Genomic DNA, 12932 nt, shown 5'->3' on the forward strand with positions numbered 1-12932 from the left:
CCGGACGTTGCATCCTGCGCTCCCAGCCATTTCCGACTAAGAATCAAATTCCTTCGCAACCACAGTGTCATACAGGCCATAATGCGTCAGCCCTTCGTGGCTCTCGATGCCGGTATAGCGAAGCGACGCATCCTCGTAGCGGCGGAACGCGAACACCGCTTCGTTCATCCGCTCGGTGTTGAAGACGCGAAGGCGAACCAGCAGGTGGAAATCCGCTACAGTCAGGCCGGTGACTGCATGAAACAGGTCCGGTTCCAACTTGGTAATCACGTCCTGTAGCTTGTTCTCGCGGAAATCTGTGAGATACATGAAGGCCGGGATGCGGGTGGCGAACTTTATCAGCTTTTCCTGAACCAGCTTGCGCTTGGATTTGAATTCCTTTTCCTCGGCGGTCAGTTCTTTCTTCTCTTTCGGGGTCAGTTCCCCGTCATTGGCTTTGGCCTTGTCCTTGATGTCCTTGATTTTCTCGCTCTTGTTGATGATCGTCTCGATGATGTTGTCGCCCAAGGCGCGCCAACCTTCGATCCGCTCAACAGCGGCCATCGCTTCGGGGTTTTCGAGAACGCGGCGCAACGTGTCGTTGTCCACGTTCACCAGCATGGCCGATTCCCATTTGCGGGCTAGCAGGGTCGCGGACGTTCCCGCCATCGCAATGTCAAGGATGCCGCCCGCGTCGATCTGCATCATCTTCGCGCCGTCATAGGCGAGCACGGGCAGGAACGAGACAAGCTCCTTCACCGCGTTTTCCGGGTTCGCTTCTCCCGGCGAAAGCCCGATGCCGTATTCCGACAATTGCCGCAGCGCCCTAGTCGGGGCGAAATCGAACACGAAACAGACCGGCTTGATGATCTCTTCCTCGTTCGGATTGTCCCCGTTGGGATTCTTGATCGACCAGGGCGACTGCACCCGAAACGCCGCCTGAAAATACGTCTCCGGCGATTGAAGATTGCGCAGCATCAGGATCGATGACCATTGCTTGACCGTAACCCCGGTGGTCAGCTTGCCGCAGGAAAGCGTGATGGTCTTGGTGTCGAACCCGCTGCCAACTTTGTCCCGAACCGGCGGCAAGGCATCGAGGCCTATGCCCGCAGATGCGCCTGCCGCCACGATCACCTGATAATCGTGCCAGAACGTATTGTGCTTCTCTTCCAGCAAATTCGCCATCGCGTGGCAGGCCGCGACATTGGGCAGAAACCAGAAGCTGTGCTGCAAGTGAGGCAGAAGCCGCGTGTCCGAATAGGGCCACGGCGGGACAACGCCGGTTTTGATACTGTCGAATGATCGCGGTGCATCGGGCGAGTTACGAATGACGTTGAGCCATTTCTGCACCTCGTCCTTGTGCTTGAACTGCGCAAGAACGCCCGTGCCGTTCGCCGCGAAAAACTCATTGAGGTCAAATTCGTCCAGCTCGCCGCCACTGGCGATATGGGTAATCTCCGGCGGCATCTGGTAGGTCAGCAAGTGCATTTGCGGCAACGCGCCGTAGGGATTGCGCTGCCCCGGATGCTGCGCAGCAAATTCTTCCTTGGCTCGCTGCTCGTCGGTGTAGGTCCAGTTGAATATCTGTTCCTCAATGAACTCGCCCGTAGCCAGCGCCTTGAAAGGGGTGCCGGAAAGGTAGAGGTAAGCCCGCGTGGTGATCGGCAAAAAATCGGTTTCGCTTTCCGACATGACGCCAAGGTCTTCGTTCACATCGTCAAGACCATTGGCATACTCGGTCTTGGCTGCTTCCTTGGCAATCGAAGCATCCTCGCCCTCGAAAAGCTCCTTGGCCGTCTCGCGCCATGCGCCGAAATGATATTCGTCCAACACGACCAAATCCCAGTTGATCGTGTGGAGCCATTCGTTGCGGGCTTTGATATTCCCGGCTTTGTCGCGCCCCAGCAGGTCTTGGAACGAGCCGAAATAGACCACCGGCTTGTCACCATCGATCTGGCTCGGATCACGCCCGGAATTGCGGGAGAGATACTGCCACCCGTCAAAATCGACATGGGATTCAAGGTCAGTCTGCCACGCATCTTCGACGGCAGGCTTGAAGGTCAGCACCAGCACCCGTTTCGCCCCAAGTTTCTTGGCAAGCTGATAGCTGGTGAAGGTCTTGCCGAAACGCATCTTGGCGTTCCACAGGAAGCGGGGAACGGCATTGGCATCCTGCTGCCAGCGCGAATGGTAATAGGCGTAAGTTTGCTCGACCGCTTCCAACTGCTCCTTGCGCGGCGGAAAATCCTCGTGATGCGTGCCGGTGAATTGTTGTCCGCTGCGCAGTTCGGTCAGCACGGTTTTCACATCGGCCAGCGAACATCGCATCCATTCAAGCTGCGGATTGGCAAAGCCCTTGCGCCTGAGCGCATCGCGCACGGCATGATCGGTGATGATTGACCCGTCATCGGCCTCGCCGGGTTCGTCGAGTTCGATGGTGTAATTGGCAATCGCCGCCGTCTTTAACTGCTCGGCCACGCGCTGCTTTACATCGCGCGTGGTCTGTCCAACCTTGAGCAGCCCGTCATGCGCCTCATCCGCGATGGAGTAGGCATAGATGCGCGGGCGCACATCGGGTTTCGGAGTAAGGATTTCCTCGATTGAAGGCCTATTCATCAGCAGCCGCCATCGGACGGATCATGCTTTCGATATAGGCAATCTCATCCTGATCTATGCCATATTTCTCATACAGCATTTCGTCAGTCCATGCTCGATCCCAAGCCTGTAGCGGCACCCAAGAATATGTTGATCGCAATGCGTGCTGTGTGATCTTCCGAAGCGAGACCAGAAATCGGAATAGCCGGGTGCAATAGTAGCTCTTGAAGTTTTGGGCCTCAAACTCGGATTCAAATGGGCCAGCCACCAAATACGTCTGCGTGCACACAGAGTTGGGAACAGCCACGATAGGCGGGCCAAGCACCATTGCGGGAATTGCTCCGCGTTCGCCGTATGCTTCCGGAAGCAATACTTTCCAACCAGCTATTAGTTGGCGGTTCTTCCTGATGAGGTCGTCATCTACCCAGCCTTGAGTTCGCCGCCCTTTCACTGTCAGGTAAATCGACAGTGCGCCGCCTGTCTCGGACATTGAATAGTCTGCAAAATTCGTCGCAAGCCCGAATGGGGTGTCGCCGCTCACAATCGTTTCAAGGGTGCTCTCATCTTTGGATAGCACCTTATTCAAGATTGCCAGTGCTCGCGTATCGCGGACAAAAATATCGTGTTCGTCTAACTTACGTTCGACGGTGGGAAGTTGCTCGTCCCCTTGAAACAATGTGTAACGACAGGGGCCGGAATTTTCTCGATTCCAAAGAAAATAGCCAACACCACCCTCAAAATCGACACCGGGGAAGGCCGTGCTCATCTTCGTATAATCAACTAGTTCGCGAACATGGCCATCAGTGAACATACGCTGCCTAAAGGCACCCATATCCCTACCACCAGCAAGCCAGCGGGATGGAATAACCATGACAAGAAATCGAGGTTCCAAGTCCATCGCCTGCTCGGCGAACAGTTGATAGATCGACGAGTCATTCGATCCGCCCCCGCCACCCTTCAATTGATATGGTGGATTTCCAATGATTACATCGAACTGCATATCGGCTCCGAACAACTCGCCGAGGCGAGCCTTGATGTCGTTGGTATGGATGAAGGCATAGGCGTGGTTCTCTAACTCCGGCCCTCGGTCAAAGATCGCACGGGGGGCACCACAAAACTCGCATTTGTCATTCTTCCACGAATGCTCGGTGCGCTCGAACCAGATATTGCCATCGTCTTTGGTAAATGCCGTGGCGACGGAATGCCCCCCGGTCGCGTGCTTGGAGCAATAGAGGCTGCGGCGCGCGAGCAGGCTGGTCAGCCGGGTGATGCCGATACCGAAGACCTGCTGCGTCAGGATATGGTCAACGCGGGTCTGCAAATCCGGGATTTCCGTTTCAAGGCCAGCGATCAGCCGCTTGGCGATCTCCCGCAGAAAGACACCGGATTTCGTGAATGGGTCCAGAAACCTGACCGAACTGTCCGCCCAGATGCTCGCGCCACCATTGTCCGCCGCCCATGCCTCTGCCAGCGTATCCAGCATCCGGTTGGCGAACTCCGGCGGCGTGAACACCTCGTCGTTTGACAGGTTGGCTATGCAGGTCAGCACATCGGGGTTACGCCCGCGTAGCGCAAAGCTGGCCTGTTCAATCATGCGCTTGCCCCCGTTCCGTCATTTGCCGCCGCGAGATCGCGCACGCTCATGGGCGGATATGTCTGCGAAGGCGTGAATATCTCGTGCTTACCCAGTGTCGAAAACAAGGAGTCTTCGGCGCTGAAACTCGCCATGCCGGTCAGCACATCAAGCCGGAAATCACGGCGCTGGAATTTTCCTTTGCCCAGATAGCCCCATTCGACCACGCGGATCGGCGCGTCATCAATAGCGCGCATCGTCATCGCATCGCCGTGAACGAGATTGAGCGAAAGGACGTGAGAGGCGGCACGGTAGAGATCGTCGTTCGCATCCAGCGCCAGATAGTCCGCGAATACCTCAAGCATATTGGCGCGGCATTCCGCGATATTGTCGGCCAGTAACTCGATGCCGTAGCAGCACATCAGGCCCAGCAGCGCATGATGCCGCTTCTCGAAGTCCGACTTGCCGAATTTCAATTCCACGGCGGCCAGCTTGCGTTGCAGGATCGGCACGAGGAAATTGCCGCTGCCGCAGGCGGGTTCAAGAAAACGGGAATCAATCCGCTCCGTTTCACCCTTCACAAGGTCGAGCATCTTTTCGACCAGCCAGGGCGGTGTGAACACCTCCCCGTGATCGGCGACACGCTGCTTGGATTTAATGAGGCTCACGAGTTCCTGCTCACAAGGATTAGCGACCGAGATGCTTTTCAAGTGCGGCGTTGATGGCCCTAAACAGACGTTCAAATTGACCTTCGCTTCCCGCTGGCAGCACTGATGCCGGGTCCGTCGCCATTTTCTGCAAGAATAGCTTTGAAGGACGCGTCTTGTGGAAATCGATAGAAAGCGCGTCGAATGCAGCTTCAAACCGGCGGGCTATGCGAGGAATGTGGGCATTCAGTTCCAACTTCTTGCCTTTAAGTTCCTTCGCGTAGGCCTCTCGAACAAGGGCTTCGTAAATTGCCGGGTCCAATATATCTTCAATGTCGGCTTCGGCGGGTGGCGTTTCGAACGCTTCGCTTGCGAAAATGACATTGTCCGACCGTATCAGCTTGCCTTTGACCAAATCGTCGCGCGTGGCCTTTGCGTCCTTTTCATCGTCGAACAGGACAAGCACCTTCAATTGCTCCGACGTTAGCAACGCCACCATGTAATGCACTTTCTGCGCGCCCCCGGCGGGCGTGATGGTTAGGCGTTCATCAAGACCAACTTTGCCTTGGTCGTTCAGATGCGCCGATACCGCCGACAACACCCAAAAATCCGTCACGCCTTCGACGACCAAGTTGTTCGGGCCTACAAACAGACTTTGCGCTAGGTCGTAACCTAATGCGGCCTGCAACGGAAACAGGGTTCTGGCGTCGCCTGTCGGGTCGTTCGATACGGTCGTGCCAGCTTCTTCGGCTATGTTGACCGTGCGAACCCAATCCAATTGATGAGTCGGCACCATGAAGGGGGAGTGCGTCGTATAGACGATTTGGTTGGCAAAGTCGTCTTCAAGGTGACGCAATAAGTCGCCTTGCGAACGCGCGTGGAGATACAAGCCGGGTTCGTCCAACAGCAAAATCGCACCTTCGGCCTCGCCATCGTCGGTATCCGCTGCGAAGACGATATAAAACGCGAAGAACCATTGGAAGCCACGGCTTCGTTCATCAAGGTTCACTTCAACGTCATAGGTGCTGTTCGGGTCGGAAATCAGCGTGTCGAAGTGTTGTGCGTCAAGGTTGAAGCGAACCTTCAATTCTCGGTCTTTCCAACGCTTGCGAATAGCGGTCGTTACAACGGCACCGGCACGATTGGCCAGCTGCCCACGTGTCTCTTGGTCGTTTTGTTGAAGTAGCTCTTGGAGTTGGTCGGGACTTAATCCGGCGACTTTGCAAAGCTTTTCAAAGTTGGTGTCCGCTTGGGTCGGAGTGCCTTGACTCTTGCGCTGCAGGAACTGCGCAATGTCTTGATGACCCTTAATTTCGGGATAGTCTTCAAGATACATGAACACTGGCAGGCGTTCGATAACCCACTTTCGTGCCGCCTTATGTGCTTCCTCATTTTGCGGTATTGCTTCGGCCATTTCCTCAAGCGCAACGACCTTTTGGTCTTGCGCATCGGTCAACTCGGTGTCCGCTGCTGCGAGTGCTTGTCGAAGTGCGGCTAAGGCGGGCGTTGCGGTTTCAGCCCATTTGGCCCCAGTCTGTCCGACGCCAATTGCGCTCACAAACGTGTCCGCCGCCTTTTCCAATTCGGCCTTCGTGTCGTCGGCCAACTTCGCCGCTTTGGCTTTAACGGCAGCGTCGATCTTGCGTGCTTCGGATTTAACGGCAGCTAGGTCAAATTCCGTTGTCGAGCCTGCGATTCCCACGGTTCGGGTTTCATCGTAGCGACGGCATACGTCAACTTCGGTCACACCATCGGCTGCGGGCCAAATTTCTGCAATTCGCTGCTGTTCATACTTGGTGAGTTGCCAAGTGGAATCGACTACTGGCGTCCAATCGCGACATTCCGACAGTTTGCGATGGCGAGGAAAGTCCTTAATCGGGCTAAGTGCTTCAAATCCATCCGCCGGATTCAAACTGTGTAGCGCCCGAAGGATGTTAGACTTTCCGCTCTCATTGCGCCCCAACAGTGCAGTGATGCGCGAAACATCAATTTCGCCACTATCATTGATTGAACGAAAGTTTCTAACGCGAAATGACTTGAGTTCCATTCGGCACCCCCTTTGACGCTCACGCTAGCGCGTTCGATGAATGTTCTCAATAGATTGCTCACCCCAATCCGGCACTGGTCGACTTCCCTGCGGATAACGAGGGTAAGGCCGCCTGCTCGCTGGCTGTTTGCTCCAATCCCGCCCGTTCGCTGATCGCTGAAACCAGCTTTTCCCGGTCGTTGGTGTAGATTGCCACCGATTCCTTCGCCCGCGAAAGGCTGACATAGAACGACTTCTGATCGACCAGATTGGTCGCCTTGCTGTCGGCGTGGATCATGACACGATCTGCTGTGCGGCCCTGGGCGGCGAAGGCGGTTTCGACGTAGGCGTGTCGGATGTGCTGATCGCGGGTATTTTCCAGATTCAGGGTTTCGGTCTGGCCGCGCGGATTGCGGATGGTGGCGGTGCGGGATTGCTGGTCGATGGCTGACACGGTGCCGCGCCCGCCGTTGATCCGTCCAAGCTCGCGGTCGTTGCGGGTGAACTGGATGCGGTCACCTGCTTTCAATTCGAGCGGCTGCGGCGAGAACGCCTGAACCTTGCTCGCGCCCCATTGCCGCAAGCGCCAGTCTATATCGCGGCCATCCTCTGCCTTGAGGGTGATTGCGGCTTTGGCCGGGTCGATTTGCTCGACGCGATAGGTTTGAGCGCGTGCTACGCCTTTGTCGGCATAGTCGCGCGTGAAGCGCACCAAGTCGCCGCGTTCATAGCTCGCGGGGTCGCGCGCCTCGGCACGGGACAGGCCCTTGTTGACCAGACTTTGCATCGTGATCGCGGGGCCTGTCAGCGCTCCGACCTTTGCCAACTCAGTCCGGATTTCTGCGGTGAGGGCATCGCGCCCTTCGCGCGAGGGCTCGATGACCAGTGTTCTCGCTCGCGCCTTTTCGTTGAGGGACGCGTAGGCTCTGGCGATGGCGGCAAACCGGTCTGTGCGCTCATTGTGCTCGAAGATGGTGCCGCCGCCGCGATCAAGCGCGGCCAAGGCCTTGCGGGCATCGCCTTCGATGGAGGCCTGCACCGCGTCTTTCGTTGCGACATTGGTTTGGCGGACAATCTCATCAAGTTTGGCAGTTTGCATCCCTGCATCCTGCAGCTGCTTGAATGCGGCACCGGCATCGACCGATCCGAGCTGCTTCACATCGCCGACCAGCACGATCCGGGCATTGGCCTTTTCGCCAAGCTCAAGAAGCGAAGTCATGTCGCGGGCGGACAGCATCGAAGCCTCGTCCACGATCCATACGCCGCCACGGGTTTTGTCCGGGCTTCCTAGCAAGTGCTTGGCAACGGTTGCGCCGCGCATGCCCAAGGCATCGCTCAGCGTTCGCGCCGCCGATGCAGTTGGCGCGAGTGGTGTGACGGAGAGGCCCTTGGCCTTTGCCTCGGCGGCAAAGGTGGCAAGCACGGTGGTCGTCTTCGCCGTCCCGGCATAGCCTTGCACAGCGATCACGCGGTTAGTGCTGGTCAGCAGCGCCCGCGTCGCGTCGCGTTGGCCGCTATTCCAGCGATGGTCGGATCGCAGTTCTGCCTTCGCTACAGCGCTGCCCGCTTGCCGCAACGAATGGATCGGCCTGACGACACCGCGTCCGTCGACTTCAGCGCGCAGCATGCGGCGCTCGTTTTCGATGTTCGTCGCGGTTGTGAACCCGGCAAATTCCGCGCCGCGCTTGTCGAGATAGGATCGGGGCACCAACGCGCCATCTGCGCTGGCGCGCACAATCGCCTGGCCGATCTGGGTGGCGGTCACCTTGCCCATGCCATACCGCCCCGCCTCCTTCTCAAGATCGGCGGCGGAGAACACGGACTGACGTTCGCCGAGATTCTCGGCGGCAAGGGTGACGGCGCGTTGCGCGGCCAAATTGCCTTCAGCTTGGATGGCCAAGCCGTGATCCGTATTGGCGGCATTGGCTTCGGAATTTTTCACCAACTGCTGGCGTTCCGCCTGCCCGAACCCGGCGTGATCAGCGGTTGCGCGCCATTCTCCGACAAGTTCTGCCCGGTTGGCGGCCTGCTTCGCCTCTCGTGTGTCGAGCGCGGCAATCTGCTTTTGCTCTGCCGATGCCGTTTCACGGGTCTGGCCGCGTTCCGCCAAACGCGCCTCGACCTGCGCCGCACGCTCGCTGAAAGCGCGGATGACATCTGGCGAAACACCCTTGATCTCGAACAGCGAATCCTTGCTGGTTTCAATTTCGTAGCCAAGCTCCCGCACCCCAACCGCCAGTTCCTGTCGGTAGATCGCACCGATAGCCTTCTGCAATTGGTAGAAGGCGCGCGGCTCAAGGCTGCGCCAGTTTCCATCCGCGTCACGCGTCATATTCATGATGACATTGTGTGTGTGAAGCTGCGGGTCTTGCGCCCGGCTGGTGTCGTGCAGGAAGCTGGCGACGACAAGGTTGCCGGTCTGATGTCTCTCGACCTTGCCATCCTCCCTGATACGGGTGGCGGAGGCGTGACGTTCGGCGAAAGCCAACGCCGCTTTCACAGCCCGGTCGTGCGCTCCTACCAATCGACGGTCGCCAGCCACCTCTGCCATAATCGATACGGACTTGGGGGCGCTCATGGTCACATCCCAGCCGGGGCGATGTTCGAGCTTGCCGTCGCGGGTGGTGCCAAGCTGCTGGTCATCGGGCAAGCGCCCGTCAAGCATGTCGCGGAAAGCGTCACGCTCGACCTCGCCGGCAAGACCAAGTTCTTTCGCACCTTCGCCCTGCCATTCGCTCGGCGAAAGTCCGCCATCGGCATAATAGTCATCGGCCTCGTAGTAGCTCGATGCCTGTGCCGATGAGCCGATTGCACTGATCGTGGCGACCATCAGACCGGTCCAGCGGTCTTGATCGTCGCTTCGGCCTTCGCACCCTTGACCGGCAATTTGCCCCACAGCGAACGACTGACATCGACCGGAACGAACCCTCGATGCTCCGGTGCGCCGCGCGCGTCGATATGGTCACGCGTGAGCCTGATCTTTGCTACCGGAAGAGCATCGGGCAGTTGCAGGAAGCCCTGATGCGGTTCGAGCCGCATGTTGCTTTCGATCACGGCTGCGCGAACATGCCGGGTGCTGCCTACTGACGAACGGCCACTGTTCGGCCCATAGTCGAAGCTGTCGGATGCGCTGCGCACCTCCACCTCGACATCGCCGATGTTGCGCGATGCCCACTCGCGTGTTTCGCGGTCTATGAGCTGGAGATAGAGCTTGGAATTGCAGCACCCCAGGATCGCCTCGGCGCTGTCACGGCCATAGCGTCGATGCATCTGGCCGATGGCCTGAAAAGTCAGCGTGACGCTTGCACCGAACTTGCGCCCTTCGGGCAAGAGGCGGGTGAGGTTGTCCACGCGCGGCAGGTCGGCCAATTCGTCAAGGAAGAACCACAGGCGGCGGTCGGACGATGGCTCCAGCCCCAGAGTGGCACTGGCCGCGCACTCCAGCCAGCAGGCCAGCAAGGGCTTCATCGCCTCGAAATAGTCCTCCTTGCGCGGCACGAAGATCCATGGCTTCGGTCCCTCATGCCGGTCAATCCCGGCGAAGTAATCACGGAACGAAAAGCTCTTTGCATCGCCGGGTTCGCGCCAGAGGAACTGCAAGAGATTGGATGCCTTGGCGAGCATGAACAGGACCGAACCGGTCGCCCGGTCGGCGTCATCTTCGAATGTGCGGGCTGACGATGTTCCGGCAAGCCACGCCTTCATTTCTTCCTTGGTCTTGGCCTGCAAGGCATTGAGCAGGTCGGGCAAGGTGGTCTTCCCCTCGGCGCTCAGGACGCGCAGCACATTGGCGACAAGGATACGACTAGTTTCCAGCCAGACATCGTCATCGCGTTCGCCGGTTTCGGAAACAAGCTGGCGGGCGATGCGGTCTGCATCGGCGGGGTGCGCAATCTCCAGGAACGGGGACCAATAGGCCGACCGGGCATCGAACGGATTAAGAATGATGTCGCCGCGTTCGGGCCGGTAATAATGGGCAACGAATTCGCCGCTGGTATCGTAAACGAGGGCGGGTTCGCCCCTTGCCTCGACCGCGTCGAGCATCTGCCGGAGGACGGTCGTCTTGCCAGCACCGGTCGTTCCCAGAAAGGCGAAGTGACGGGTTTCGAGCCAAGCCGGAATACCGACCGTGGCGATGCGCAATGAGTACTCGTCGGTCACGCGTTTGGTCAGGCTTCGCAGTTCCCGTTCGGACACGATTTCGGTTCCCGAAACGATGCGATCCTGAGCCGCCTTGCGACCCTTGTCGCGCATCCAAACCGCAAGTCCAAGGCACGCGATAAGCCCGAACAAACCACCCGCCAAACCGCCAAGGATTGCCCTGCTTTGGATGTCCTGCCAACACGCAATCCACATTGGATCGTTGGCGAGGACACTCGCAGGTATGCGACCCGTTCTGCCATCGAAATTGACCGTGACTTCGGGGTCGGTTTTGCCGCCTGAAACGATGCTCACAAGGCTACCCTGGGCATGCTGATAGGCGCAGGTCAATTGCCATGGTTCGACCGTCTGCATGGGCAGGCCAAAGCCGCCAAGGATGGCAGCGCCGCCAACCGTCCAAGCGTATGCTTTCCAGCGTGTGGCGAAGCCCGATATGGCTTGCCGGAACAGGCCTTGTCCGCGCAGCAGATTGTCGTGATCGTGGCTCATGACAGTGCCTCCGCTGCGAGCGCTCTTTGCCGCCGGTAGGCGGCCTGTGCAGCATCGCTGGTGACGGCATCGACGCGGTCGGCATCGCTGTCGTTTCGCAGTGCAGCGCGCCGCGAATAGGCGTAGGCGGCGCTGGCCGTGAACAGGCTGCGGTCGGTCAGGGATTCGATCATGGAAAGGCGAGATTCAATCGCGGCCAGTGCTTCTTCGCTGGCTATTTGCGAGCGGATTTGAGCGCCGCCAGTGATCGATGACAGGCCAGTTTCGATGACCCGCAGCAGCGCCTGATAGCGCGAGAGTCCGCGTGCCTTGGCGATGTGCCGGATCAGGGTTTCCTGCTCCGCCGGTATGCGGATCGAGAGTTTGATGCGGTTCATGGGAACACCTCCCGCAGCGCGCCATGCGCGCGCTGCGTTTTCGGCTGAATTGCGGGGATTGAGAGGCGAGGGCGCAACGAGCGCGCGCATCGCCCCCCAAGGAAATGGCGGAAATCAGGCATGCACCCGTGCGTAGGGTGTGTATCTGATTTGCTGGCTCGATGCGCAGCATCGCAGCCTCTTTCGCGATCCGGAATTTTCGCCCGCCGTGGCATCAGCCGACTCCTTCTGTCTTTCCGGTGGAACCCAGAAAGTCGCGGATGATCTGCGCGGTTTCGGCATCCGCTGCTGCCCGATCCGGGAATGGCTTTTCGACGGTGGCGGGCAGGAATTTCATCGGCCTTCCGCCGATCCAATCGATGACGGCTTCATCGACTGCCTTGCGCAATTCACTTCGCAATTCGAAAGCCTCGACGGGATCGATCCTGACCCATTCGAGCTCCCGAAGGATGAAGCCGCCGAGCGGAAATTCGGCTCCGTCAATGGAGAGGGCGGGGCCTTCGAACTGCACGTTGAAACGCTCACCGATGAACCGGTCGAGCATCGGTCGCTCGAAGTAGAGCCAGTCCTGAATGAATGCCCGGTAGGCTTTCCCGTCCGCTCCGGGGCGACTGAGGCGACGAACGAATTCGTCGATCATCGGCCCGATAATTTGCTGCTGGAACGACTCTGACGAGACAATGGCGAGGGCATCTGCTTGTGAAATCTGCATGGTGAAAACATCCTGGAACTGGGGGGAGGAACTGCGACGCGCACAAGCCGAGAGGCGGTCTGTCGGAGCTGGCACGACAGACAGTTCCTGACCGGCAAGGGGGAGGGGGATTGGCGCTTGGAGCGGCGGTCTATTTCCGCCGCTTGGGCCGTGTTGGCAGCGACTCGATATAGCGGTTCACGTCCGATGCCTTGAAGCGGACGCGGCCACGGCGCACCCCGAACTTGCAGGGCTGCGGAAAGTCGGGAACCTCTTCGATGTACTTGTAGACGGTCGCCCGGCTGTTCACCGAAATGAGCGCCATCAGGGTCTTCATCGAGACCAGTCCGTCTGGCTCGGCAGGTTGCATGTCAAATCTCCTTTCGCTGAATTG

At 58.5% G+C, this 12932-nt stretch carries 9 protein-coding genes; all 9 read right to left on the reverse strand.

Features of this window, described 5'->3' with window-relative positions; translation table 11 throughout:
* Window positions 1-36 precede the first annotated feature (36 nt).
* Window positions 37-2595 (reverse strand): GIY-YIG nuclease family protein, encoded by a 2559-nt coding sequence (locus LOZ77_RS04755; protein ID WP_230281042.1) that lies wholly within the window; start codon window positions 2593-2595, stop codon window positions 37-39.
* A complete protein-coding gene (locus LOZ77_RS04760; protein ID WP_230281043.1) occupies window positions 2588-4168 on the reverse strand; it encodes an Eco57I restriction-modification methylase domain-containing protein in 1581 nt (526 codons plus the stop codon). Before LOZ77_RS04760 ends, LOZ77_RS04755 begins: the two co-directional genes overlap by 8 nt.
* Window positions 4165-4815, reverse strand: a complete 651-nt coding sequence (locus LOZ77_RS04765; protein WP_230281044.1) for a DNA methyltransferase — start codon at window positions 4813-4815, stop codon at window positions 4165-4167. The genes LOZ77_RS04760 and LOZ77_RS04765 overlap by 4 nt, the downstream gene beginning before the upstream one ends.
* 19 nt (window positions 4816-4834) lie before the next feature.
* Entirely contained in the window at window positions 4835-6841 is a 2007-nt protein-coding gene (locus LOZ77_RS04770; RefSeq protein WP_230281045.1) for an AAA family ATPase, read from the reverse strand.
* Window positions 6842-6899: 58 nt separating this feature from the next.
* Window positions 6900-9650: a MobF family relaxase gene (mobF, locus tag LOZ77_RS04775; RefSeq protein ID WP_230281046.1), complete on the reverse strand. Its 2751-nt coding sequence runs from the start codon at window positions 9648-9650 to the stop codon at window positions 6900-6902.
* Entirely contained in the window at window positions 9650-11470 is a 1821-nt protein-coding gene (locus LOZ77_RS04780; RefSeq protein ID WP_230281047.1) for a type IV secretion system DNA-binding domain-containing protein, read from the reverse strand. The genes mobF and LOZ77_RS04780 overlap by 1 nt, the downstream gene beginning before the upstream one ends.
* A complete protein-coding gene (locus LOZ77_RS04785) occupies window positions 11467-11847 on the reverse strand; it encodes a hypothetical protein (RefSeq protein ID WP_230281048.1) in 381 nt (126 codons plus the stop codon). The genes LOZ77_RS04780 and LOZ77_RS04785 overlap by 4 nt, the downstream gene beginning before the upstream one ends.
* A 214-nt stretch (window positions 11848-12061) precedes the next feature.
* Entirely contained in the window at window positions 12062-12559 is a 498-nt protein-coding gene (locus tag LOZ77_RS04790) for a hypothetical protein (protein WP_230281049.1), read from the reverse strand.
* Between the two features lie 130 nt (window positions 12560-12689).
* Window positions 12690-12908 (reverse strand): AlpA family transcriptional regulator, encoded by a 219-nt coding sequence (locus tag LOZ77_RS04795; protein ID WP_230281050.1) that lies wholly within the window; start codon window positions 12906-12908, stop codon window positions 12690-12692.
* Window positions 12909-12932: the final 24 nt, after the last annotated feature.

This window comes from Croceicoccus sp. Ery15 (assembly GCF_020985305.1).
Lineage (GTDB): Bacteria > Pseudomonadota > Alphaproteobacteria > Sphingomonadales > Sphingomonadaceae > Croceicoccus.

What these genes read in the sequence shown, in the direction of transcription:
- LOZ77_RS04755 (WP_230281042.1), bottom strand. Translation starts at nt 2,595, where the DNA reads ATGAATAGGCCTTCAATCGAGGAAATCCTTACTCCGAAACCCGATGTG.
- LOZ77_RS04760 (WP_230281043.1), bottom strand. Translation starts at nt 4,168, where the DNA reads ATGATTGAACAGGCCAGCTTTGCGCTACGCGGGCGTAACCCCGATGTG.
- LOZ77_RS04770 (WP_230281045.1), bottom strand. Translation starts at nt 6,841, where the DNA reads ATGGAACTCAAGTCATTTCGCGTTAGAAACTTTCGTTCAATCAATGAT.
- mobF (WP_230281046.1), bottom strand. Translation starts at nt 9,650, where the DNA reads ATGGTCGCCACGATCAGTGCAATCGGCTCATCGGCACAGGCATCGAGC.
- LOZ77_RS04780 (WP_230281047.1), bottom strand. Translation starts at nt 11,470, where the DNA reads ATGAGCCACGATCACGACAATCTGCTGCGCGGACAAGGCCTGTTCCGG.
- LOZ77_RS04785 (WP_230281048.1), bottom strand. Translation starts at nt 11,847, where the DNA reads ATGAACCGCATCAAACTCTCGATCCGCATACCGGCGGAGCAGGAAACC.
- LOZ77_RS04790 (WP_230281049.1), bottom strand. Translation starts at nt 12,559, where the DNA reads ATGCAGATTTCACAAGCAGATGCCCTCGCCATTGTCTCGTCAGAGTCG.
- LOZ77_RS04795 (WP_230281050.1), bottom strand. Translation starts at nt 12,908, where the DNA reads ATGCAACCTGCCGAGCCAGACGGACTGGTCTCGATGAAGACCCTGATG.